The following is a 22,922-nucleotide window of genomic DNA, read 5'->3' on the forward strand; positions in this document are numbered from 1 at the left end:
AGATAACGGATGCCCTCGCAACAATGCAATAGCATGACGGTATATTTTTGTAATTTTATGTCTGCTGCGGCGCAGAATTTCCCATCTCGAGCCGCTGCCGCACCGATGCCGCGTAAAACGCGACCAGCGGCTCCTTGCCCGCCCGCACGCGCAGATCCGCCCCGATCACACCGCGCCGCTGCAAATGCCGCAAGGCCGTGGCCACGGTTGCCGCCATCCCGTCAGGGTGCAGCCGCAGCACGGCGCCCTTGTCGTGCAGGGCATCCGCCAAGGCCGCAGCCCGCGCCTCGACCGCCGCCCGATCCCCGCTCAGGGCCGCCGCGACCAAGGGCACCGGCAGGATCGGCACGGCTTGCGCCACCCGCTCCATCAGCGCGGCCCCCAGCGCCTCGACCGGCGCGTCAGGTGCCTCCGCCAGAAACGCCCGCAACGACACCGGCGCGCCGAAGCCCGCAGCCGTTGCCCCAAAGCCGGGGAAATTGCCGCGCAGCATCCGCCATAGCATCCGCGCCGAAAACGCCACCACCCCGCCGACCGAAGGCCGGAACCGCCGCAGGCCCGTCACCCCCGCCTCGGTCAGCACGCGGTCTTCCAGCACGCGGTCATACCCCAACCCCACCGGCACGAACAGGATATCCCGCCCCGCCCGATCGCGTCCCGCCTGTTCGAAGCCCGCCACGAAATACGATAAAAGCCCCAGCCGCGCCGCCCCCACGCGCCCGTCCAAACTCAAGCCCCCTTCGGGAAAGATCGCCTGCGCCACGCCCTCGCTTGCCGCCATCTGGACATACCGCGCCAACACCCGCCGGTAGAGCGCATTGCGCGACCCGCGCCGGATGAAATACGCCCCCATGCCCCGGATCAGCCGCGACAAAGGCCAAACCCGCGCCCATTCCCCCACCGCATAGGAAATCGCCGAACGGTCCGCGATCAGCCATGTCACCAGCACATAATCCATATTGCTGCGGTGGTTCATCACGAAAACCACCGTGGCGTTCTCGTCGATCCGCTCCAGCGCCTGATCCAGCGACCCGATCCGCACATCGTAAAAGCGCCGCGTCAGCCAGCGCGCCAATTGCACGGCAAAGCCGAAATACATGGTCGCGGAAAAGGCCGGCACGATCTCGGCCGCATAGGCGCGGGCTTCTTGTGCGGCCACGTTGGGCGGCACCCCCGCCTCGGCGGCATGGTCGGCCACCGCCTGCATCACCTGCGCGTCATAGGCCAGCCGCAGGATCATGTCATGGCGCTGCGCCAGCTTGAAGGGGGCTATGGGCCGTGCCAGACGGCGGTTCAACCGCGCGACCGCCCGCTCCATCCGGCGGCGGAAGAACCAGCGCACCGAAGGCGCAAGGATACGGTCCAGCGCCGCGATGGACGACAGGATGACGATCAGGATGACAAGCCAATACGGCAGTTCGACAGTCGCACTCATCCCGCCACGCTGACCAAAGCGCCGCCGCCTGTCAAAGCTGCATCAGTTCAGCGTGACGGATTTCTGCGAACATACGTCCACATCCTGCATCACCGACTCGTCGCCATCATCGAAGACAGCCCGCAGGTCATAGACGCAGACACCCGACCCGTTGTCGAAATTCACCGAAAGGCTCGCCCCCGGTGCCAGCGTCTGCCCGCCGAGGATATTCTCCTCCCAAGACACATCGCCATCGGCTGACCCGTAAAAACCCGTAATCCCGAACGAGGTCGCATTGACCACGTCGAACACAGCCTCTTGCGCCATCACGGGCGCGGCAACCATCAGCGAAGCAAAACCAAGCGCAAGCGAAACGCGCATCGATCAAAGGCCCTTCGACCCTCGGCCCCCCTTGTTATGCCGCATCGCGGCAGGGGCCTTCGTCTACAGATATAAGAGGCCCGTAGCCCTTTGTTAAGGGGGCGAAGTCTGACGCAGACTTCGCGCCGATTTCTGACGCAGAAATCGCCCCGCCCGGCAGCACCGGCGCAACAGACCCGCCGACCCGCGGAATTTGCGTCAAATTCCGGCGCGGTTCCTGCGTCAGGAACCGCCGTCCCACCCGCCCCGCCGCACCGCAAAATGCCGCAACGCGGCGAATTGACAAGGAACGATTATGTCCGCTACATGCTTTCCAGCGTAACAATATTGCCCAAAGCCGCGCAGGAGCCCGCCATGACCGCCCCAAAAGACGCACCGTGGCTGTTCCGCACCTATGCCGGCCACTCCACCGCCAAAGCCTCGAACGCGCTTTACCGCACCAACCTCGCCAAGGGCCAGACCGGCCTTTCGGTCGCCTTCGACCTGCCCACCCAAACCGGCTATGACAGCGATCACGAACTGGCGCGGGGCGAGGTCGGCAAGGTCGGCGTCCCCGTCGCCCACCTTGGCGACATGCGCGCGCTGTTCGACGCGATCCCGCTCGACCAGATGAACACCTCGATGACCATCAACGCCACCGCCCCGTGGCTGCTGGCGCTTTATATCGCGGTGGCCGAAGAACAGGGGGCCGATATCGCCGCCCTGCAAGGCACCGTGCAGAACGACATCATAAAAGAATACCTGTCGCGCGGCACCTATATCTGTCCGCCCGCGCCCTCGCTTCGCATGATCACCGACATCGCGGCCTATACGGCCGAGCACCTGCCGAAATGGAACCCGATGAACGTCTGCTCCTACCACCTGCAAGAGGCAGGGGCGACGCCCGAACAGGAACTGGCCTTTGCGCTCGCCACCGCCTGCGCCGTGCTCGACGACCTGAAAGCCAAGGTCGCGCCCCAAGACTTCCCCGCCATGGTTGGCCGCATCTCGTTCTTCGTGAACGCAGGCATCCGCTTCGTCACCGAACTGTGCAAGATGCGCGCTTTCACCGACCTGTGGGATGAAATCTGCGAACACCGCTACGGCATCACCGACCCGAAATACCGCCGCTTCCGCTATGGTGTGCAGGTCAATTCGCTGGGCCTGACCGAACAACAACCCGAAAACAACGTCTACCGCATCCTGATCGAAATGCTGGCCGTGACGCTCTCGAAAAACGCCCGCGCCCGCGCCGTGCAACTGCCCGCATGGAACGAGGCCCTCGGCCTGCCCCGCCCTTGGGACCAGCAATGGTCGCTCCGGATGCAACAGATCCTCGCCTATGAAACCGACCTTCTGGAATATGACGACCTCTTCGACGGCAACCCCGCCATCGAGCGCAAGGTAAACGCGCTGCAGGACGGCGCACGCGAAGAACTCGCCCGCATCGACGCGATGGGCGGCGCGGTCGCCTGCATCGACTACATGAAGACCCGCCTCGTCGAGGCCAATTCCGACCGCCTGTCACGCATCGAATCGCGCGAAACCACCGTCGTCGGCGTCAACCGCTGGACCGAAGCCGCGCCCTCTCCCCTCACAACCGGCGACGGCGCGGTCATGGCCGCAGACCCGCAGGCCGAGGCCGACCAGATCGCCCGCCTGACCGCATGGCGCGCCACCCGTGACGCGGCTGCCGTCGCAAAGGCGCTCGACTCCCTGCGCCAAGCCGCCGCCACCGGCACGAACATCATGCCCGCCTCCGTCGCTGCCGCAAAGGCAGGCGCCACCACAGGCGAATGGGGCGCGGTGATCCGAACTGCCTTCGGCCAATACCGTGCGCCCACCGGCGTGTCGCAAAGCCCCTCGAACCGCACCGAAGGGCTGGAGCCGATCCGCGACGCGGTCTCGGCCCTGTCGGCCAAACTCGGCCGCCCCCTCACCTTCCTGATGGGCAAACCGGGGCTTGACGGCCATTCCAACGGCGCCGAACAGATCGCCGCCCGCGCCCGCGACTGCGGCATGGAAATCCATTACGAAGGCATCCGCCTGACCCCGTCCGAAATCGTCTCCGCCGCCGCCGAGAAACGCGCCCATGTCGTGGGCCTCTCGATCCTGTCGGGCTCGCACCTGCCCTTGGTGACCGAAACCCTCGACCGCCTCCGTGCCGCAGGGCTTGGGGATGTCCCCCTCGTCGTCGGCGGCATCATCCCCGAAGAAGACGCCACCCGCCTGCGCGCCCTCGGCGTGGCAGCGGTCTACACACCCAAGGATTTCGAACTCAACCGCATCATGCTCGACATCGTGACCTTGGTCGACAGCCAGCCCATCGCGGCGGAATGACGCGCAAACGCAAGCGCGCCGAACCGCCGCAAACAGGGGGGCCGTCTGCCCCCAAGGGCCGCAAGCGGCCCGCCCCCCGAGGATATTTGGACCAGCATGAAAGCAGGCCATGACTTTCACGCTGGCAAAAATATCCTCGGGGGACGCAGCGCGGCACGCGATGCGCGGGGGGCAGACAGCCCCCCGTCCTGACGCCTGCCCACGATGCATCGCCCGACATCCTGCCTGACACCCCTTGACGCCCCGCCCCCCGCACCGCCACATCGGCCCCGTAACAGGAGCCGCCCCATGCCCGCCGCCAACCAGCCCGTCCTCGATTATCTCGCCTCCCGCCTGTCGCATCCCGCCAAGGTGATGCAGGCCCCCGTGCCGTCGGAGGCCGAGCTTGCCGCGATCCTGTCGACCGCCCTGCGCACGCCTGACCATGGCAAGCTCGAACCATGGCGTCTGGTGCTGATCGACCGCGCCGCGATGGTCCGCCTCGCCGATCTGGCCGAGGCCCGCGCCCGCGAACTCGGGGCCGATGCCGAAAAGATCGACAAAGGCCGCGGCCAATTCGACCGCGGCACCCTCGCCGTGGCCGTGATCGCCTCGCCCAAACCGTCCGGGAAAATCCCCGCGGCCGAGCAATTCCTGTCGGCCGGCGCGCTGTGCATGAACATCCTGCACACCGCCACCGCCGCAGGCTGGGGCGCGAACTGGCTCACCGGATGGGTCAGCCATGACGCCCCCTTCGCCGCCCGCGCCTTCGGCTGCACCGAGGGCGAGACCGTGGCAGGCATCATCCACATCGGCACACCCGCCGCCGCCATGCCCGACCGCCCGCGCCCCGACCTTACCCGCCTCCTGACCCGCGCATGATCGCCGCCGCTTTCCTCAGGGCCCTCTCGCAGGTCACCGACAGCCGCTTTCGCCGCGTCCTTGCGCTTGGCCTTGCGCTGACCATCGGCCTGCTCGTCGCGCTCTGGGTCGCCACCCTCGAACTGGTGCGCTGGTTCACCCCCGACACCCTCACCCTGCCATGGCTGGGCGAGGTAACATGGCTCGACACCGCCGCCTCGGCAGGTTCGGTCCTCATCTTGCTCCTCGCCTCGACCGTCCTGATGGTGCCGGTCGCCTCGGCCTTCACCGGCCTTTTCCTCGACCGCATCGCCGATGCGGTGGAAGCGCGGCACTATCCCGCCCTGCCCCCCGCCCGCAGCCAAACCATGTCCGAGCAAGTCACCGGCAGCCTCGGCTTCTTCGGCCTGATCATTGCCGCAAACCTCATAGCCCTTGCCGTCTGGCCCTTCACCGGCCCCTTCGCCCCGCTGCTGTTCTGGGCGCTGAACGGCTTTCTGCTGGGGCGCGAATATTTCACCCTTGCCGCCCTGCGCCACCTGACACCGGCACAGGCGAAACGCCTCTACCGCACCAACCGCCTGACCATCTGGGCCGCAGGCATCCTGATGGCCGCCCCCCTGTCGATCCCGCTCGTCAACCTGTTCATCCCGGTCCTCGGTGCCGCGACCTTCACCCATATCTTCCACGCGCTGAAAAAACGCAGCCCCTGACCGCGCCGCACCCCGTCAGGCACGCGCCCGATTTTTCGCAGAAAAATCGTCCCCGCAGGCCTCAGCCCGCCGCAGGCCCCATCACGCCGTTAAAGTCGATATCACGGATGCTGATCACGCCCGACAGGATCACCGCGCAGATCAACGCCCAGACCACCAGCGTCACCAGCGTCGTGATCTTGGCCTTCCGGGCCACCACATGCCCCGAAGGCGCACCCGCAGGCGTGCCGGGCACCACCTCGCCCGCATCCGCCTGGCTGACAAAGCGCAAGGGCAGCACGATGAAGAACACCAGAAACCACGTCGTGGCGAAAAGGACAATTGCGCCGGTAATGCTCATCAGACTTGCTCCAACTCGACCAGACAGCCATTAAAATCCTTGGGGTGCAGGAACAGCACAGGCTTGCCATGCGCCCCGATCTTCGGCTCGCCCGACCCAAGCACCCGCGCGCCCGATGCCTTCAGCCGGTCGCGCGCGGCCAGAATATCGTCCACCTCGTAGCAGATATGATGGATCCCTCCGGCAGGGTTCTTTTCCAGAAACCCCGCAATGGGCGACCCTTCGCCAAGCGGATACAAAAGCTCGATCTTGGTATTGGGCAAGGTGATGAAAACCACCGTCACCCCGTGATCCGGCTCGTCCTGCGGTGCCCCGACCACGGCCCCCAAAGTGTCGCGATACTGCGCCACTGCCGCGCCAAGGTCCGGCACCGCGATGGCCACATGGTTCAACCGCCCGATCATCGCTGCACCCCTCCCGCATCCCTGCCGTAGCAATTCCGCCGCCTTATCGTCCCGCCCCCGCCTTGATGCAAGGCGATCATCCGTCGCAGTCCCCGCGCATTAACGCTTTCGCAAGCGGTCGGCGCGATCCTTGCACCGTCTCTGTCATCGTCTCTGTCACCGTCTCTGCCACAGTCACAATCTCTGCCACCGTCACCGGATGTCCGGCCAAATGTTCCGATTGAAAGGTTTCGCCATGCAGCCCCCCGCCACGACGCAATCGACGCTCTTGCTGACCGATGCGCTCAACGCCGCAATCGTGGCGCGCTACCCGCCGACCAGCGGATCGGATGACACCCGCACCAGCTGCGTCAGGTCCGACAGCCGCTCTCTCTGCCGCCCGTCGGGCGCGAAATTCGCGGGCGACAGCCAGGCGCGGTAAGCCTCGCGCAGGGCAGGCCAATCCTGATCGGTCATGGCAAACCACGCCGTATCACGGTTGCGCCCCTTGATGATCATGTGCTGGCGGAACACGCCTTCAAAGGAAAAGCCCAACCGCTGCGCCGCGCAGCGTGACGGCAGGTTCAGCGCGTTGCACTTCCACTCATACCGCCGGTAGCCATTGGAAAAAGCCCAGTCCATCATCAGGAACATGGCTTCGGTCGCAGCCCGGCTGCGCTGCAAGGCGGGCGAGAAACAGATATTTCCGACCTCGATCACCCCGTGGTCGGGCGTGATCCGCAAATAGGATGCCACCCCCACCGGATGCGCCGCGCCCTGCTCGTAGATCGCCCAGAACACCGGATCCTTGCCCGCCACGGCCTCCTTGGCCCAGCGGATATAGGCGGGCGCCGAATGGAACGGTCCGTTCGGCATGTAATCCCAAAGCGCATCATGCCCGTCAAACGCGGCAAACAGGTCGGCCGCATGGGCCTCGGGGTCCAGCCGCACCAGCCGCGCATAGCGCCCGTCCATCGGCGTCTCGGTCGGCCATGCCGCAGGCATCCAGCCCGCCACCTCTGGCCCCAGATTACGCGCAACCCCCATGTCCCGACACTCCCGCCCGATTATGCGCTGACTATGCCCCGCCCGCAGCACTTGCTGCAAGCAGTTGCAGTTTCATAATGCCAACCGCAGGGATGGCACGTGGCCAAAGCCACGGGCCGCGCACGACCCGCCCCCCGGGTCGTGCGCCAAGGCGCCCGTCCCGCGGGTCGCGCGCGCCCCTAACGACGACGCCTCGAAACGCTCCCCCGGAGCCTTTCGAGGCGTCTCATCTTCCCGCAAAGAGACGTCATCCCCGCCCAAGCGGGCGTATCCGGCGCGCCGCTGCGCCAGATCACCGACCGCTTACTGATCCTTCGGCACCACGCGCAGGCGCAACTCGCGCAACTGCTCGTTCAACGGCTCCGATGGCGCGCCCATCAGCAGGTCTTCCGCCCGCTGGTTCATCGGGAACATGATAACCTCGCGGATGTTCTGCTCGTCCGCCAGCAGCATCACTGCCCGGTCGATCCCCATGGCACAGCCCCCGTGCGGAGGCGCGCCATACTTGAACGCCTTGACCATCCCGCCAAACCGCTTGTCGACCTCGGAATTCGGATAGCCGGCAAGTTCAAAGGCCCGATACATGATCTCGGGCTTGTGGTTGCGGATACCCCCCGAAATCAGCTCGTATCCGTTGCAGGCCAGATCATACTGATAGGCATAGACCGCCAAGGGGTCGCCCATCAGCGCCTCCATCCCGCCCTGCGGCATGGAAAACGGGTTGTGCGAAAAGTCGATCTTGCCCTCGTCGGTCTTCTCGAACATCGGGAAATCGACGATCCACGCAAAGCGGAACGTATCCGTCTCGCACAGCCCCAACTCCCGCCCGATCTCGTTGCGCGCCCGCCCTGCCACGCTCTCGAACTGCTCCGGCTTCCCGCCAAGGAAGAACGCCGCATCCCCCAGCCCCAGCCCAAGCTGCGCCCTGATCGCTTCCGTCCGCTCCGGCCCGATGTTCTTGGCCAGCGGTCCGGCGGCTTCCATCCCCGACCCGTCCTCGGCCTCGCGCCAGAAGATGTATCCCATCCCCGGCAGGCCCTCTTTCTGGGCAAAGGCATTCATCCGGTCGCAGAACTTGCGGCTGCCCCCCGTGGGGGCCGGAATGGCCCGCACCTCGGTGCCTTCGTTCTCCAGCAATTTCGCGAACACCGCAAAACCCGACCCGCGGAAATGCTCGGACACGATCTGCATCTTCAAAGGGTTACGCAAATCCGGCTTGTCGCTGCCATACCACAGCAGCGAATCCCGATAGGCGATGCGCGGCCAGACCGCGTCCACCTTCCGGCCTGCCCCGAACTCCTCGAACACACCCTGAATCACGGGCTGCACGGCGGCGAACACATCCTCCTGCTCGACGAAACTCATCTCGACATCGAGCTGGTAGAAATCGGTAGGGCTGCGGTCCGCCCGCGGGTCTTCGTCGCGGAAACAGGGCGCGATCTGGAAATAGCGGTCGAACCCCGCCACCATGATCAACTGCTTGAACTGCTGCGGCGCCTGCGGCAGCGCATAGAACTTGCCCGGATGCAGACGGCTCGGCACCAGAAAGTCCCGCGCCCCTTCCGGAGAAGACGCCGTGATGATCGGCGTCTGGAATTCGGTAAACCCCTGATCCCACATCCGGTTACGCAACGACCGCACCACGTTCGACCGCAGCATCATGTTGCGATGCAGCTTTTCCCGCCGCAGATCGAGGAAGCGATAGGTCAACCGCGTCTCTTCGGGATAATCCACCTCGCCGAACACCGGCATCGGCAATTCTTCCGAAGCGCCCAGCACCGTCAGCCCCGTGGCGTATACCTCGACCTCGCCCGTCGGAATCTTGGGGTTCACCAGCGCCGCATCCCGCGCCTTCACCCGCCCGTCGATCCGCACCACCCATTCGGCCCGCACCTTGTCGATCTCGGCAAAGGCCGGGCTGTCGCTGTCTGCCAGCACCTGCGTGATCCCGTAATGGTCGCGCAAATCGATGAACAGCACGCCCCCATGGTCACGCACACGGTGCACCCAGCCCGACAGACGGACCTCCTGCCCGACATGCGAGGTGTTGAGTTCGGCGCAAGTATGGCTGCGATAGGCGTGCATAGGTGTCCCCTTCACGAGGCGAAAACGAGATTTCCGCCGATACACCCCTTGGAACGGACGAAGTCAAGCCACGACACCACTCAAGGCCCAACCGCATCTCGCATGTGCACCCCGCATTTTCTGTCCTCAAATATCCTGAGGGGGGGGTCTCGGGGGGCGCAAAGCCCCCCGCGTCCGCTCAAGGCGCGCTCCGGCCCGCCGTGCGAAAACGCACAGCGTCCGCGCAGCCACGCCGGATTTGCAGATTTCCGCACCCGCCCCATATAGTCACCAACGCCCCGCAGGCCAAAGGACCACGCCCCATGCCCACCATTCCCGGCATCCACCACGTCACCGCCATCACCGGCCCCGCTCAGGCCAATGTCAGCTTCTACACAGGCGTGCTGAAACAGCGCCTCGTCAAAAAGACCGTGAACTTCGACGACCCCGGCACCTATCACCTTTACTACGGCGATGCCGCAGGCAGCCCCGGCACCATCCTGACCTTCTTCCCCTTCGCAGGCGCAGAAGCCGGCCACGCAGGCCCCGGCATGGCCTCCGCCTATGCCTACGCCGTGCCCGCCGCCCAATTCGCCGTGCTGCAAGACGACCTCGCCGCCCGCGCCCTGCACCCGCAGCTCTCCACCCGCTTCGGCGCGCGCGTGCTGACCGTGAAAGACCCCGACGGCGCCCCCGTCGAACTGATCGAGGATGCCTCCGCCCCCGACATGCACGGCTTCCACTCCGTCACCCTCTGGGAACGCGACCCCGATGCCACCGCACGGCTTTTGACCGAGGCTTTCGGCTACACCGCCACAGGCACCGAACGCACCCCCGCAGGCGAACGCCTCAGGCTCACAGCCGCAGGCTCCGAACGCGGGCGCATCATCGACATCTTCCGCAGCGATGTTCCGGTCGTCCCGCAACCGGGCGCAGGCACGATCCACCACATCGCCTTCCGCGCCGAAACACAGGCCGATCAGGACGAATGGATCGAAAAACTCCGCACCTTCGGCCACCGCACCACGCCGGTGATCGACCGGCAGTATTTCAACGCGATCTACTTCCGCGAACCGGGCGGCGTACTGTTTGAAATCGCCACCGACCCGCCGGGCTTCGCAGTCGACGAATCGCCCGAAACGCTGGGTCAGGCGCTGAAACTGCCCGCCCAATACGAACCGATGCGCGCCCGCATCGAAGCCGCCCTGCCGCCGCTCAAGGTGCCGGCATGAAGCGCGCAGGCCCCGAAACCGGCGCCACCACCGGCATCGTCCTCTTGCACGGACGCGGCGGCTCGGCAGATGATATCCTGGGCCTTCTCGCTCATGCCGACGTGCCAAGGGTCGCAGCCATAGCGCCCGAGGCCGAAGGCCGCTCGTGGTGGCCCACCGGTTTCCTCGCGCCCGCGGCGCACATGGCCCCCCATGTCGACCGCGCCCTTGCCGCCGTAACGCAAGCCATCGCCACGCTGGAAGCCGAAGGCATCGCCCGCGACCGCATCTGGCTTGCAGGCTTCAGCCAGGGCGCCTGCCTCGCCTGCGAAGCCTACGCGCGACTGGGCGAAGGCCTCGCAGGCCTCATCGCCTTTTCGGGTGGCCTGATCGGTACGGGCGATGCGACGGGCGGCCCAAGCGAAGCCCTCTACGGCCACAGCCCCAAACGCTTCGACTACACAGGCCAGCGCGATGGCAAGGTCTGGCTCTCGGTTCACGAACAAGACCCCCATATCCCCCAACAGCGCGTCCGCGAAACCGCCAACACCTTCACCGCCCTTGGCGCCCGCGTGCAAACCCGCATCCACCCCGGCGCGGGCCACGGGTTGATGCAAGACGACCTCGCCGCCCTGCAAAGCCACCTCTCCCGCTGACCAAACGGAGCGGCGTGCCGCCGCAAGCCATCTGTCTCGCTGACGCTCGGCTGAGGGGGCGTTCCGCCCCCAACGGGCCGCGCAAAGGGCGCGTCCCTCCCCCCTGAGGATATTTGAGCGAGCGTGAAAGCACAAAATCGTCGTTTTCACGCTCGCTCAAATATCCTGCAGGGGGAGTCGCGGGAACCGCGACGGGGGCTGCACAAGCCCCCTTCTTCGTCCGAGCCTCAGCGAGACAAAAGGCTTGTGGCGGAACGCCGCTCCGCTTGGTCAGGGGGTCCAGCGGGCAGGGATCAGGCCGCGCAGCGCGTTGCCGACCCAAAGCCTGACACGGGGCAAGTCAGTCGCCATAAGCACTTCTTCCGGCACTGCCATTTCCTCTCTCAGCACCCCCGGCAACACGCCACAGGACAAAGGCGGAGTCCGCATCCCCTGCCCCCGGTCGAAAAAGACCGTCGTGATGCTGCCGTCGCAAACCTCGCCGCGTTCGTTCAGAAGCACCACCTCGTCCAGCCCTTCGGACAAGGCGGCGCGGGCCGCGTCATAGGCCGCGCGGCAGGTGGATTTCACCGTCAGCCACGGATCATTCGAACGCAGTCGCTCGCTTGCCAGACCGACCCGCCATTCCGCCTTGGCGGCAGGCAGGGGCGCAGCGGTCACCTCGACCGCGCCATCCGCGCCGAGCGTCAGGCGCACCCGCAAGGCTTCGGTCCCGACCGCCGTCGCAAGCGCCCCCGTCACTGCCCCCGCGTTGCAAGGATAGCCCAGCGCCTCCGCCCCGCGTTCCAGCCGCGCCAGATGCAGCGGCAGGCGGGGGAAGCCCGCGCCGTCCCAGAGCAGCGTCTCGATCAGCCTGACGCCTGCGTCAGCCCCTCTGCGTAGCGCGCTTTCCACAGCGCCTCCTCCCATTCGCCGTCTGCCGTGCTGTCATGCACCACACCCCCGCCGACATTCAGCCGCACCGCCCCGTCAGCGCCAAGCGACAACGTGCGGATCGCCACGTTGAAGGCCGCATCCCCTGCCGGAGACATCCAGCCCATCGCCCCGCAATAGGCCCCCCGCTCGCCGCGCTCGACCTCGCGGATGATCTCCATCGCCCTGATCTTGGGCGCACCCGTCACCGACCCGCAGGGAAACAGCGCTGCCATCAGCTCCGCCAGCCCGGCCTCGCCGCGCAGCCGCCCCGTCACGGTCGACGACATCTGATGCACCGTCGAGAACGCCTCGACAGCATATAATTCCGGCACCTTGACCGATCCCACCTCGGAAATCCGCGCGATATCGTTGCGCAGCAAGTCCACGATCATCAGGTTCTCCGCCTGGGCCTTGTCGCTTGCGCGCAATTCAAAAGCCAGCGCCGCATCGCGCGCAGGATCGGCATCGCGCGGCGCGGTCCCCTTCATGGGCCGCGCCACGATCACCCCGTCCGTCAGCCGGAAGAACAATTCGGGCGAGCGCGAAATCACCACCGGCCCCGCGCCCAGATCGCAGAACATGCCGTAACCCACGGTCTGGCGCGCCCTCAGCGCCCCGTAAAGCCCGAGCGGCGTGCCCGCCTCAAGCCGGGCCGACATCGGAAAGGTCAGGTTGATCTGGTAGCAATCGCCCGCAGCGATATAGTCGGCCACCTGCCGGAACGCCGCACCGTAAGCCTTGCGCGACACCAGCGGCCGCAAGCGCGAAAGCCGCGCCCCGTGCCCCTCGGCGTCCGCCTGCGCCAGCACCACCGCCGCATCGCGGGGGGCGTCGAACACCCCCAGCGCCACCAGCGGCCCGCGCCTGCGCCCCGGCATCAACCGCCGCAGCCGCGGCTCGAGCGCATAGCCCGCCTCATAGGCGACATAGCCCGCCAGCCAGCCCCCCGCCCGCCGCGCCGCTTCGGCCCGCTCCAGCGCAGGCCGCACGTCGCGCGCACGCCAGGCCACCACCACCTCGCGCGGGGCAGCAAACAGGGCGGGAACGCCCCCCGGACCGTGCTCGCACAGAATCAACGCAGTCTCCACTTGACCGGCAGGGCGGCGTGGCCCGCGGCCCGCCCGCAGCCTGCCCCTCGCCTCAGGCGGCGCAGATAGCACGCCCCCCCGCACAGGAACAGTCCAACCGCGACCATTTGCCATGCCAAGCCGCCCGCCTACCCGCCCGCCAACCCGCTGATGCGATCGCATACGCTGCCTGCCGATCCGGCAGAAACCGCGTTTCCCCAAGGTTTTTCCGCATTATCCGCCCTGTCGGGCTGAAAAGATCGTTTCACCGCTTGCCGGATCGGGAATTCAAGAGCCAATATCGCCCCTGCGAAAGGCGGGAAAAACCCGCTCCGCTGAATCGGCCCGACCGGACACCGGTCGACGCATCCGAAACAACAACGGGGACAAAGATGGCATCGGACAATTACACCGACCACGAAAAACACGAGGACATGAAGGTCCTTCACGGCATGGGCTACGCGCAGGAACTGTCGCGCTCGATGTCGAAATTCTCGAACTTCGCGATTTCCTTCTCGATCATCTGCATCCTGTCGGGCGGGATCAACTCCTTCGCCCAGGCCATCTCGTCCGTCGGCGGCGCGGGTGCTGGCATCGGCTGGATCGTCGGCTGCCTTTTGTCGGGCATGTTCGCCCTCGCCATGGCGCAAATCGCCTCGGCCTTCCCCACGGCGGGGGGCCTGTATCACTGGGCCTCGATCCTCGGCAACCGCTTCTGGGGCTGGCTGACCGCATGGCTCAACCTTCTGGGCCTCATCACCGTGCTTGGCGCCATCAACATCGGCACCGCATACTTCTTCCAGGGCACCTTCGGCGCGCTGTTCGGCACCACGGGCGCTGACGGCGCGATCACGCCCTGGCCCAGCTCGGACATGGAGATCGTGGTCTTCGTCGCGATCATCACCATCGTGCAAGCGGTGTTCAACCATATCGGGATCAAGGCCACCACCTTCCTGACCGACGTGTCGGGCTACCTGATCTTCGCCACCACCGCCGTCCTGGTTCTGGCCTGCCTCTATTTCGCGCCCGCACTCGACCTGTCGCGCCTGTGGACATTCACCAACTTCTCGGGTGACGCGGGCGGCGGCGTCTTCCCGCAATCCGACAGCATGGGCTACCTGTTCCTGCTGTGCCTTCTGCTTCCGGTCTACACGATCACCGGCTACGACGCCTCGGCCCATACATCGGAAGAAACCAAGAACGCCGCCGTCTCGGTGCCCAAGGGCATCGTCAACGCGGTCTTCTGGTCGTCGCTCGTCGGCTGGATCATGATCTGCTCGATCACGCTGGCCATTCCCGACCTGCCCACGGCAGCCGGTCAGGGCTTCATGATGTTCTTCAACACCATGGATGCCGTCTTGCCCGCAAGCCTCAAGCTGGTGATCTACTTCTTCATCCTGATCGCCCAGCTGATCTGCGGCCTTGCCACCGTGACCTCGGCGAGCCGGATGCTGTTCGCCTTCTCGCGTGACAACGGAATGCCTGTCGGCTCCAAGGCGCTCGCCACCGTTTCGGCCAAGTTCCGCACGCCCGTCACCGCGATCTGGACCGCCACGGTGCTGTGCATCCTCTACGTGCTTCTGGCCATGTCGATCAAGGTCGGCGAAACCTCGATCTACGTGATCGTGGTGAACTCGACGCTGATCTTCCTGTTCCTGTCGTTCACCGTTCCGCTGGTCGCGGGCTTCTTCGCCTACGGCACCGCCAAATGGCCGAACCCCGGCCCGTGGAGCATGGGCGAAGGCGTCTACAAACTGGTCACCGTCCTCGCCGTCGTCGGCATGGGCGTGATCTTGTTCATCGCCGTCGCCCCGCCGAACGAGCGTGTGCTCTACGTCGTCCTCGGCTTCCTCGCTTTGGCGATGGTACTTTGGTTCGCGGTCGAAAACCGCCGCTTCGAAGGCCCGCCGACCGGCGAGAAGATTGCCGCCCGCAAGGCAGCAATCGCCGCAGCCGAGGCGGCCGTGGGCGAAAAGGCCTGACGAAAGCCTGTCGTGCAACAAGGGGCCGGGGGGAAACCTCCGGCCCTTTCCACACCGTGCCGGAATTTGACGCAAATTCCGCGCCGGTTTTTGACGCAAAAACCGTGCCCCACCGCTGCGCCCCGGAAAATGCGTCATTTTCCGCCGCGATTTCTGCGTCAGAAATCGCCGCCCGACCCCAAGACCCAAGGCCGCACAGGGGCACCCGCCCGCACAATCCCTTGCGCCCTGCCCGACACTCCCCTAAACCCCCGTCAATTTGCAGATTGGTCGAATCCACCACCCGCCGCACATTGCAGCGGGCTGGCACATGCGGGACAGAAAAATGCCGAAAAGAACCGACATCTCCTCGATCATGATCATCGGAGCCGGTCCCATCGTCATCGGACAGGCCTGCGAATTCGACTACTCGGGCGCGCAAGCGTGCAAGGCCCTGCGCGAGGAAGGCTACCGCGTCATCCTCGTCAACTCGAACCCCGCCACCATCATGACCGATCCGGGGCTGGCAGACGCCACCTATATCGAACCGATCACCCCCGAAGTCGTCGCCAAGATCATCGAAAAAGAACGCCCCGACGCGCTTTTGCCCACCATGGGCGGCCAGACCGCGCTGAACACGGCGCTGGCGCTCGACGACCTTGGCGTGCTGGCGAAATTCAACGTCCAGATGATCGGCGCCAACCGCCACGCCATCGAAATGGCCGAAGACCGCAAGCTTTTCCGCGAAGCGATGGACCGCATCGGCCTTGAAAACCCCAAAGCCACGATCATCGCCGCCCCGAAACTGCCCTCGGGAAAATACGACATCGCCGCAGGCATCCGCGAAGCGGTCGAGGCGCTGGAATACGTGGGCCTGCCCGCCATCATCCGCCCCGCCTTCACCCTCGGCGGCACCGGCGGCGGCGTCGCCTATAACCGCGACGATTACGAAGCCATCGTCCGCTCCGGTCTCGAAGCCTCGCCCATGGCGCAGGTGCTCATCGACGAATCCCTCCTCGGCTGGAAGGAATTCGAGATGGAGGTGGTGCGCGACCGCAAGGACAACGCGATCATCGTCTGCGCCATCGAAAACATCGACCCGATGGGCGTGCACACCGGCGACAGCATCACCGTGGCCCCCGCCCTGACCCTGACGGATAAAGAATACCAGATCATGCGAAACGGCTCCATCGCCGTCCTGCGCGAGATCGGGGTGGAAACCGGCGGCTCCAACGTGCAATGGGCGATCAACCCCGCCGATGGCCGCATGGTCGTGATCGAGATGAACCCCCGCGTGTCGCGCTCCTCGGCGCTGGCCTCCAAAGCCACCGGCTTCCCCATCGCGAAAATCGCCGCCAAACTCGCCATCGGCTACACGCTGGACGAGCTTGACAACGACATCACCAAGGTCACCCCCGCCTCGTTCGAGCCGTCGATCGACTATGTCGTGACCAAGATCCCGCGCTTCGCCTTCGAAAAATTCCCCGGCTCCGAACCCAACCTGACGACCGCCATGAAATCGGTGGGCGAGGTCATGGCCATCGGCCGCACCATCCACGAATCGCTGCAAAAGGCGCTGGCGTCGCTTGAAACCGGCCTCACCGGATTTGACGAAATCGCCATATCGGGCGCCCCCGACAAAGCCGCCGTCATCAAGGCACTGTCGCAACAAACCCCCGACCGCATCCGCGTCATCGCCCAAGCCATGCGTCACGGCCTTTCCGATGACGAAATCCAGTCCGCCACCGCCTTCGACCCGTGGTTCCTTTCCCGCATCCGCGAAATCATCGACATCGAGGCACAGGTCCGCCGCGACGGCCTGCCGCTCGACGCCGCCGGCCTGCGTCGGCTGAAGATCTTCGGCTTCACCGACGCCCGCCTCGCCAAACTCACCGGCCGGGACGAGGCGCAAGTCCGCCGCGCCCGCCGCAACCTCGGTGTGGTCGCCGTCTTCAAACGCATCGACACCTGCGCCGCCGAATTCGAGGCGCAAACCCCCTACATGTATTCCACCTACGAAATGCCCGTGATGGGCGATGTGGAATGCGAAGCCCGCCCCTCGAACGCGAAAAAGGTCGTCATCCTCGGCGGCGGCCCCAACCGCATCGGTCAGGGGATCGAATTCGATTACTGCTGCGTCCACGCCTGCTACGCCCTCACCGCGGCGGGCTATGAAACCATCATGATCAACTGCAACCCCGAAACCGTCTCGACCGACTACGACACGTCCGACCGCCTTTACTTCGAACCGCTTACCCTCGAACACGTGCTAGAAATCCTGCGGGTCGAGCAAGACAACGGCACGCTCCACGGCGTCATCGTACAATTCGGCGGCCAGACCCCCCTCAAACTCGCCAACGCGCTCCACGCCGAAGGCATCCCGATCCTGGGGACCACCCCCGACGCCATCGACCTCGCCGAAGACCGCGAACGCTTTCAGGGCCTCCTCCAAAAACTGGGGTTGAAACAACCCCACAACGGCACCGCCCGCTCGCGCGACGAAGCCTTTGCCGTAGCCAAAGACGTGGGTTACCCGCTCGTGATCCGCCCCTCCTTCGTGCTGGGTGGCCGCGCGATGGAGATCGTCCGCTCCGACGAACAGCTAGAACGATACATCGCCACCGCCGTGAACGTGTCAGGCGACAGCCCCGTTCTGCTCGACAGCTACCTCTCCAACGCGATCGAGGTCGATGTCGATGCCCTGTCCGACGGCAAACACGTCCACGTCGCAGGCATCATGGAACATATCGAGGAAGCGGGCGTCCACTCGGGCGATAGTGCCTGCTGCCTCCCCCCCCATTCCCTCAACGCCGAGACCATCGCAGAACTCAAACGCCAGACCGTCGTCATGGCCCTCGCGCTGAACGTCGTGGGCCTGATGAACGTGCAATTCGCCATCAAGGACGGCACGATCTACGTTCTCGAGGTCAACCCCCGCGCCTCGCGCACCGTACCCTTCGTCGCCAAAGCGACCGACAGCGCCATCGCCACCATCGCAGCCCGCCTCATGGCAGGCGAGCCGCTCTCGAACTTCCCGCTCCGCGCCCCCTACCCCGCAGGCGTCGGCCCCGACAGCCCGCTCCCCTTGGCCGACCCCAACACGCTCGCCGACCCCATCACCCCGTGGTTCAGCGTGAAAGAGGCCGTTCTCCCCTTCGCCCGCTTCCCCGGCGTCGACCCCCTGCTCGGCCCCGAAATGCGCTCGACCGGCGAAGTCATGGGCTGGGACCGCACTTTTGCGCTGGCCTTCCTCAAGGCACAGATGGGCGCAGGCACCATCCTGCCCGAATCCGGCCGCGTCTTCTTGTCGGTCAAGGACATGGACAAGACCGAAGCGCTGGCCAATGCCGCCCGCGATCTTGTGGCCATGGGCTTTGAACTGGTGGTCACAAAAGGCACCGGCGACTGGCTGAAAGCCCAAGGCATAAAGGCCGAAGCCGTGAACAAGGTCTACGAGGGCCGCCCGAACATCGTCGACCGCCTGAAAGACAGCGACATCGCGCTGGTGCTGAACACCACCGAAGGCACCCAAGCCATCGCCGACAGCCGCGACATCCGCCGCGTGGCGCTAATGGACAAGATCCCCTACTTCACCACCGCCGCAGCCAGCATCGCCGCCGTCGCCGCGATGAAGGCCCGGGGCGAAGGGTATGGGGTGCGGACGTTGCAGGGGTGAAAAGATCAGGCTTGAAAAAGCTCAAGCCTTTTGCTACTTCATTGTTGCGCGCAGCCATTTATGTTGCGGCACCTATCTAGGGGCACCTGCGGGTGCCCTTTTTCGTATGTAGTGTTTGGTGTGAGTGAAAAATGCAGACCGCTGTCTTTGTCGACGCAGGCTATCTTTATGCCCAAGCGTCTGTTTTGCTCGCCGGCAGTAAACAGCCACGCGCAACACTCCTTCTCGACATAGACCAAACCATTGCCCAGCTTAAGGAATTGTGCCGGGCGATTGCGCCTGAAAGCAGGCTGCTCAGAATTTACTGGTATGATGGATTGCAACGCAGCGCTCGAATGACTGCCGAGCAAGAACAGGTCGCCAGCGCCTCCTACACAAAACTGCGTCTCGGCGTGGTGAACAGTAAAGGCGAGCAAAAAGGTGTCGACTCCCTCATCGTAACCGACCTCATCGACCTCGCCCGCAATCGCGCCATCACAAACGCAGTTCTTGTATCGGGTGATGAAGATATCCGGATCGGTGTTCAGATCGCCCAGACATTTGGTGTTCAAGTGCATCTTCTGGGCATCAAACCTGCTCGTGGGTCTCAGTCGCCGGACCTGATCCAAGAAGCCGATACCCATCATGAATTCGATGAGTCTGTCATTTCTCGTCTCCTGACGATCAAACCGGCCTCCAACGAAGGTGAAACCCACGTCACCCCGACTGCGACAGCCGAAGCGACACTCACGTCGCCGGACCAGACCAGTCTGGCCGACCAAGCCATTGCAGAAACGCTTGACTCATTTGATCCGGATAAGCTGGCCTCGGCGCTTCGCGCCTTCAAGGCCGGTGCTGGCAGTATTCCACCCGAACTGGACCGCCCTGCTCTCGGCAGGCTGAAAAGCCTGCAAGGTAGCGACCTCACGCCATCCGAGCGATCCGCGTATCGCGACAAATTCCGAGCCCGACTTCAATCCATGTGACCTCAACCCTCCTCCAACCGCCCCAACCGCAGCGCCTCTTCCATCAGCAGTTGCGCCTCGGCCTCGACCGCCGCCTCCGACGCCTCTCCCCCCTCCAGCGCATGCACCAGCGCGCCCCACATCGGCCTTGGCCCCGCATACTGGTCTTGCGAGCGCGCATACCAGGGCGAGGTCTCGCCCCCCCGCACCACACCCGCCAGACGCGCATGCATGAAGGACCGCAGCACCTCGTTCATTCTTGGTCCGTGCCCCGGTCCCATCGACTTGAAGAACCGCACCACATCCTCGTCGATGCCAACCGTCATCCGCACCTTGGCCTTGGGGTGCCGCCGCGCCGCGATCTCGTGCCATTCGTCAGGCACGCGGCTCGTCGCTTCGATGGTGTGGTGCAGGTCCCATTCCAGCCGCCGCATCGCATCGGCCATGTAATGGTAGTGCTCCGCCCGCCGCCCCTTCAGCTTCTTCAATTCGACCATTCCGCCCCCGCACATGCCAGCGCCAAACCCTGCCCGCAAAGGGTAAACGCCGCCCTAACGCAGCGTTTTGCGCGTCTGCATCGGTTGTGCATCCGTGCATCCTGAAATCACCACGCTTGACATGGGCGACCAAAAGCCCCATCTGCCCCCCACGCCCGCCCTCCGCTGCCGCGTGAGCAGCCCCCGCACGGGGAGACAGACCGGGCCAAAGGTTCCCACCTTCACGCAGGGGTTCCGCGCGATTTTGCGTCGCGCCCGACCTGCAACCGGCCACGCCATGTGGCCCCCTTGGCCCGTAAAGCACGGGCAGGAAAGACATTGACATGACCACCTTCGCTGACCTCGGCCTTTCGGCCAAGCTATTGAAAGCACTCGAAAAAACCAACCTCAAGGAACCGACGCCGATTCAGGCACAGTCGATCCCGCATATCATGAAGGGCCGCGACCTGATGGGTCTGGCGCAAACCGGCACCGGCAAGACCGCCGCCTTCGGCCTGCCGCTTCTGCACCGCATCCTTGATCTCGGCCACCCGCCCGCGCCGCGCACCGTGCGCGCCCTGATCCTTGCCCCCACGCGCGAGTTGGTCACGCAAATCCATGATAACCTTACCGTTTTCACCAAAGGCACTTCCGCCAAGGTCATCATGGTCGTCGGCGGCGCCTCGCTGAACCGTCAGGCGATGAACCTCGCCCGCGGCGCCGATGTGCTGGTCGCCACCCCCGGCCGGTTGATCGACCTTCTGGAACGCGGCGACGTCGACCTGCAAGCCACAGGTTACCTCGTGCTGGACGAGGCTGACCACATGCTCGACATGGGCTTCATCCACGCCCTGCGCCGCATCGCCAAACACATTCCGGTCAAGCGCCAGACCCTGCTGTTCTCGGCAACCATGCCCAAGGACATCGAGGAAATCGCCGACACCTACCTGCGCGATCCGGTCCGCGTGCAGGTCGCAACCCCCGGAAAACCCATCGAAAAGATCGTCCAGGGCGTCCACTTCATCCCCAACGGCGACAAGGCCCGCCTGCTCGAGGAATACCTGAAAAAGCACCCCGGCGAGCAGGCGCTCGTGTTTGGCCGTACCAAGCATGGCTCGGAAAAACTGTCGAAACTGCTGGCCGTCTGGGGCTTCAAGGTCGGCTCGATCCACGGCAACAAAAGCCAGAACCAGCGCGACCGCACCCTGACCGAATTCCGCAACGGAGAACTTGACGTGCTGGTGGCCACCGATGTCGCCGCCCGCGGCATCGACATTCCCGGTGTGCGCCACGTCTACAACCACGACCTGCCCAACGTGCCGGAAAACTACGTCCACCGCATCGGCCGCACCGCCCGCGCAGGCGCCGAAGGCACCGCCGTGGCCTTCTGCGCGCCCGCCGAGATGGACGAACTCCGCGCCATCGAAAAGGTGATGAAAAAGCCCATCCCGATCATCGGCGGCGCGCCTTGGTCGGCCGAAATGGTGGCAGCCGCCCCCAAACCCGGCCAGAACCGCGGCCAACGCCCCGCAGGCGGCGGCCGCCCCGGCCAACCCAAAGCCCAAGGTCAGGCGCAAAAATCCTTCGCCCCCCGTGGCGAGGGCAAACCCGCTGGCAAACCCCAGGGCGCCAAACCCGCCCGCCCCATGGGCGGCGGCCAAAGCCCGAACCGCGCAGGTGCACCCCAAGGCGCCAAACACAGCCGCCCGCAGCAAAACCGCCGTCCGGCCTGATCCATGGTTCGAAGGGGCGGGCTGAACCCTGCCCCTTCACCTTTGCCCAAATACTCGTCTTGCGCGGCAGGCAGCCCTCGCCACCGCGCGGGAACGGGCCGCCCCTCTCGGCGCGTCCCGCCTCTTTCGCGCGGCGATGCGATGCGCTAATCCGCCCGCATGGCAAAGCTCTACTTCCACTACTCGACGATGAACGCAGGCAAATCGACCCTGCTCCTCCAGGCCGCGCATAACTACCGCGAAGGCGGCATGGCGACCTATCTCGTCACCGCGCAATTCGACAACCGCGCAGGCCAAGGTCGCATCGCCTCACGTATCGGCATCGGCGAAGACGCCGACACCTTCGCCCCCGGCGAGGACCTCTACGCCAAGATCGTCGCCCGCTTGCGCCAAGGCCCCGTCGCCTGCGTCTTCATAGACGAGGCGCAATTCCTGTCCAAAGACCAGGTCTGGCAACTCGCCCGCGCCGTCGACGACCTCAAGACGCCGGTGATGTGCTACGGCCTGCGCGTCGATTTCCAGGGCAACCTCTTCCCCGGCTCGGCGGCCCTGCTGGCATGGGCGGATGAAATGCGCGAGGTCCGAACGATCTGCCACTGCGGCAAGAAGGCCACCATGGTCATCCGCCGCGGCCCCGACGGCCGCGCGCTCACGGCAGGCGAACAGGTGGTGATCGGCGGGAACGAAACCTATGTCAGCCTCTGCCGCAAACACTGGCGCGAAGCGACCGGCGACACCAGCGGTGGGTGAACCCGCGCAAGCGCGGAACCACCCACCCTACC

The 22,922-nt window shown here is 65.2% G+C and carries 19 protein-coding genes; 10 read left to right on the forward strand and 9 right to left on the reverse strand.

The annotated features are described in order from the left end of the window. Positions 1-55 precede the first annotated feature (55 nt). The gene (locus tag HYN69_RS12815) at positions 56-1,435 is read right to left on the reverse strand and encodes a 1-acyl-sn-glycerol-3-phosphate acyltransferase (RefSeq protein ID WP_108436088.1); all 1,380 of its coding nucleotides are present in this window, start codon (positions 1,433-1,435) and stop codon (positions 56-58) included. A gap of 42 nt (positions 1,436-1,477) precedes the next feature. Next, positions 1,478-1,795, reverse strand: a complete 318-nt coding sequence (locus HYN69_RS12820; RefSeq protein WP_108436089.1) for a hypothetical protein — start codon at positions 1,793-1,795, stop codon at positions 1,478-1,480. Between the two features lie 354 nt (positions 1,796-2,149). On the opposite strand from HYN69_RS12820, the gene HYN69_RS12825 reads away from it, so the two are divergent. The 3 genes from HYN69_RS12825 (at position 2,150) to HYN69_RS12835 (ending at position 5,667) form a co-directional block, all read left to right on the forward strand. Beyond that, on the forward strand, positions 2,150-4,114 hold the full coding sequence (locus HYN69_RS12825) for a protein meaA (RefSeq protein WP_108437194.1): 1,965 nt from the start codon (positions 2,150-2,152) through the stop codon (positions 4,112-4,114). 288 nt (positions 4,115-4,402) lie between these two features. Next, the gene (locus tag HYN69_RS12830; protein WP_108436090.1) at positions 4,403-4,975 is read left to right on the forward strand and encodes a nitroreductase family protein; all 573 of its coding nucleotides are present in this window, start codon (positions 4,403-4,405) and stop codon (positions 4,973-4,975) included. Continuing rightward, positions 4,972-5,667, forward strand: coding sequence for an EI24 domain-containing protein (locus HYN69_RS12835; RefSeq protein WP_174213623.1), 696 nt, complete (start codon positions 4,972-4,974; stop codon positions 5,665-5,667). The genes HYN69_RS12830 and HYN69_RS12835 overlap by 4 nt, the downstream gene beginning before the upstream one ends. A gap of 61 nt (positions 5,668-5,728) precedes the next feature. On the opposite strand, the gene HYN69_RS12840 is transcribed toward HYN69_RS12835, so the two are convergent. The 4 genes from HYN69_RS12840 to aspS form a co-directional block, all read right to left on the reverse strand. After that, on the reverse strand, positions 5,729-6,007 hold the full coding sequence (locus HYN69_RS12840; protein ID WP_108436091.1) for a DUF1467 family protein: 279 nt from the start codon (positions 6,005-6,007) through the stop codon (positions 5,729-5,731). Continuing rightward, entirely contained in the window at positions 6,007-6,411 is a 405-nt protein-coding gene (mce, locus tag HYN69_RS12845) for a methylmalonyl-CoA epimerase (protein ID WP_108436092.1), read from the reverse strand. Before mce ends, HYN69_RS12840 begins: the two co-directional genes overlap by 1 nt. Positions 6,412-6,717: 306 nt before the next feature. Further along, positions 6,718-7,437 (reverse strand): GNAT family N-acetyltransferase, encoded by a 720-nt coding sequence (locus tag HYN69_RS12850; RefSeq protein ID WP_108436093.1) that lies wholly within the window; start codon positions 7,435-7,437, stop codon positions 6,718-6,720. A 303-nt stretch (positions 7,438-7,740) separates the two neighbouring features. Then, on the reverse strand, positions 7,741-9,522 hold the full coding sequence (aspS, locus tag HYN69_RS12855; protein WP_108436094.1) for an aspartate--tRNA ligase: 1,782 nt from the start codon (positions 9,520-9,522) through the stop codon (positions 7,741-7,743). Positions 9,523-9,824: 302 nt separating this feature from the next. On the opposite strand from aspS, the gene HYN69_RS12860 reads away from it, so the two are divergent. Further along, positions 9,825-10,733 (forward strand): ring-cleaving dioxygenase, encoded by a 909-nt coding sequence (locus HYN69_RS12860; protein ID WP_108436095.1) that lies wholly within the window; start codon positions 9,825-9,827, stop codon positions 10,731-10,733. After that, a complete protein-coding gene (locus HYN69_RS12865; protein ID WP_108436096.1) occupies positions 10,730-11,368 on the forward strand; it encodes an alpha/beta hydrolase in 639 nt (212 codons plus the stop codon). The genes HYN69_RS12860 and HYN69_RS12865 overlap by 4 nt, the downstream gene beginning before the upstream one ends. Before the next feature lie 270 nt (positions 11,369-11,638). Here the strand turns inward: HYN69_RS12865 and HYN69_RS12870 are convergent, their stop codons facing one another. After that, on the reverse strand, positions 11,639-12,262 hold the full coding sequence (locus tag HYN69_RS12870; protein ID WP_174213660.1) for an aminotransferase class IV family protein: 624 nt from the start codon (positions 12,260-12,262) through the stop codon (positions 11,639-11,641). Continuing rightward, positions 12,217-13,359 carry an aminodeoxychorismate synthase component I gene (locus HYN69_RS12875; RefSeq protein WP_108436098.1) on the reverse strand — a complete coding sequence of 381 codons (1,143 nt, stop codon included), beginning with the start codon at positions 13,357-13,359 and terminating at the stop codon, positions 12,217-12,219. Before HYN69_RS12875 ends, HYN69_RS12870 begins: the two co-directional genes overlap by 46 nt. 383 nt (positions 13,360-13,742) lie before the next feature. Between HYN69_RS12875 and HYN69_RS12880 the strand changes: the two genes are divergently transcribed. The 3 genes from HYN69_RS12880 to HYN69_RS12890 all read left to right on the forward strand — a co-directional run bounded on the left by HYN69_RS12880 (position 13,743) and on the right by HYN69_RS12890 (position 19,952). Then, on the forward strand, positions 13,743-15,332 hold the full coding sequence (locus tag HYN69_RS12880; RefSeq protein WP_108436099.1) for an amino acid permease: 1,590 nt from the start codon (positions 13,743-13,745) through the stop codon (positions 15,330-15,332). Between the two features lie 325 nt (positions 15,333-15,657). After that, positions 15,658-18,987 carry a carbamoyl-phosphate synthase large subunit gene (gene carB, locus HYN69_RS12885; protein ID WP_108436100.1) on the forward strand — a complete coding sequence of 1,110 codons (3,330 nt, stop codon included), beginning with the start codon at positions 15,658-15,660 and terminating at the stop codon, positions 18,985-18,987. Positions 18,988-19,118: 131 nt separating this feature from the next. Continuing rightward, entirely contained in the window at positions 19,119-19,952 is an 834-nt protein-coding gene (locus tag HYN69_RS12890) for an NYN domain-containing protein (RefSeq protein WP_108436101.1), read from the forward strand. A 2-nt stretch (positions 19,953-19,954) separates the two neighbouring features. Here HYN69_RS12890 and HYN69_RS12895 read toward each other — a convergent pair whose 3' ends face one another. Next, positions 19,955-20,428 carry a BrnA antitoxin family protein gene (locus HYN69_RS12895; RefSeq protein ID WP_159082462.1) on the reverse strand — a complete coding sequence of 158 codons (474 nt, stop codon included), beginning with the start codon at positions 20,426-20,428 and terminating at the stop codon, positions 19,955-19,957. Positions 20,429-20,751: 323 nt separating this feature from the next. Here HYN69_RS12895 and HYN69_RS12900 point away from each other — a divergent pair, with 323 nt between their 5' ends. Continuing rightward, positions 20,752-22,140 (forward strand): DEAD/DEAH box helicase, encoded by a 1,389-nt coding sequence (locus HYN69_RS12900; RefSeq protein ID WP_108436103.1) that lies wholly within the window; start codon positions 20,752-20,754, stop codon positions 22,138-22,140. Positions 22,141-22,299: 159 nt separating this feature from the next. Beyond that, positions 22,300-22,890, forward strand: coding sequence for a thymidine kinase (locus HYN69_RS12905; protein ID WP_108436104.1), 591 nt, complete (start codon positions 22,300-22,302; stop codon positions 22,888-22,890). The last annotated feature ends 32 nt before the right edge of the window (positions 22,891-22,922 follow it).

Origin of the sequence: Gemmobacter aquarius, from assembly GCF_003060865.1 — a bacterium.
Lineage (GTDB): Bacteria > Pseudomonadota > Alphaproteobacteria > Rhodobacterales > Rhodobacteraceae > Paragemmobacter > Paragemmobacter aquarius.

Coding starts and splice junctions, on each gene's coding strand:
- HYN69_RS12890 (WP_108436101.1), top strand. CDS start 19,119: ATGCAGACCGCTGTCTTTGTCGACGCAGGCTATCTTTATGCCCAAGCG.
- HYN69_RS12815 (WP_108436088.1), bottom strand. CDS start 1,435: ATGAGTGCGACTGTCGAACTGCCGTATTGGCTTGTCATCCTGATCGTC.
- HYN69_RS12835 (WP_174213623.1), top strand. CDS start 4,972: ATGATCGCCGCCGCTTTCCTCAGGGCCCTCTCGCAGGTCACCGACAGC.
- HYN69_RS12880 (WP_108436099.1), top strand. CDS start 13,743: ATGGCATCGGACAATTACACCGACCACGAAAAACACGAGGACATGAAG.
- HYN69_RS12840 (WP_108436091.1), bottom strand. CDS start 6,007: ATGAGCATTACCGGCGCAATTGTCCTTTTCGCCACGACGTGGTTTCTG.
- mce (WP_108436092.1), bottom strand. CDS start 6,411: ATGATCGGGCGGTTGAACCATGTGGCCATCGCGGTGCCGGACCTTGGC.
- carB (WP_108436100.1), top strand. CDS start 15,658: ATGCCGAAAAGAACCGACATCTCCTCGATCATGATCATCGGAGCCGGT.
- HYN69_RS12905 (WP_108436104.1), top strand. CDS start 22,300: ATGGCAAAGCTCTACTTCCACTACTCGACGATGAACGCAGGCAAATCG.
- HYN69_RS12865 (WP_108436096.1), top strand. CDS start 10,730: ATGAAGCGCGCAGGCCCCGAAACCGGCGCCACCACCGGCATCGTCCTC.
- HYN69_RS12820 (WP_108436089.1), bottom strand. CDS start 1,795: ATGCGCGTTTCGCTTGCGCTTGGTTTTGCTTCGCTGATGGTTGCCGCG.
- HYN69_RS12825 (WP_108437194.1), top strand. CDS start 2,150: ATGACCGCCCCAAAAGACGCACCGTGGCTGTTCCGCACCTATGCCGGC.
- HYN69_RS12895 (WP_159082462.1), bottom strand. CDS start 20,428: ATGGTCGAATTGAAGAAGCTGAAGGGGCGGCGGGCGGAGCACTACCAT.
- HYN69_RS12850 (WP_108436093.1), bottom strand. CDS start 7,437: ATGGGGGTTGCGCGTAATCTGGGGCCAGAGGTGGCGGGCTGGATGCCT.
- HYN69_RS12900 (WP_108436103.1), top strand. CDS start 20,752: ATGACCACCTTCGCTGACCTCGGCCTTTCGGCCAAGCTATTGAAAGCA.
- HYN69_RS12860 (WP_108436095.1), top strand. CDS start 9,825: ATGCCCACCATTCCCGGCATCCACCACGTCACCGCCATCACCGGCCCC.
- aspS (WP_108436094.1), bottom strand. CDS start 9,522: ATGCACGCCTATCGCAGCCATACTTGCGCCGAACTCAACACCTCGCAT.
- HYN69_RS12830 (WP_108436090.1), top strand. CDS start 4,403: ATGCCCGCCGCCAACCAGCCCGTCCTCGATTATCTCGCCTCCCGCCTG.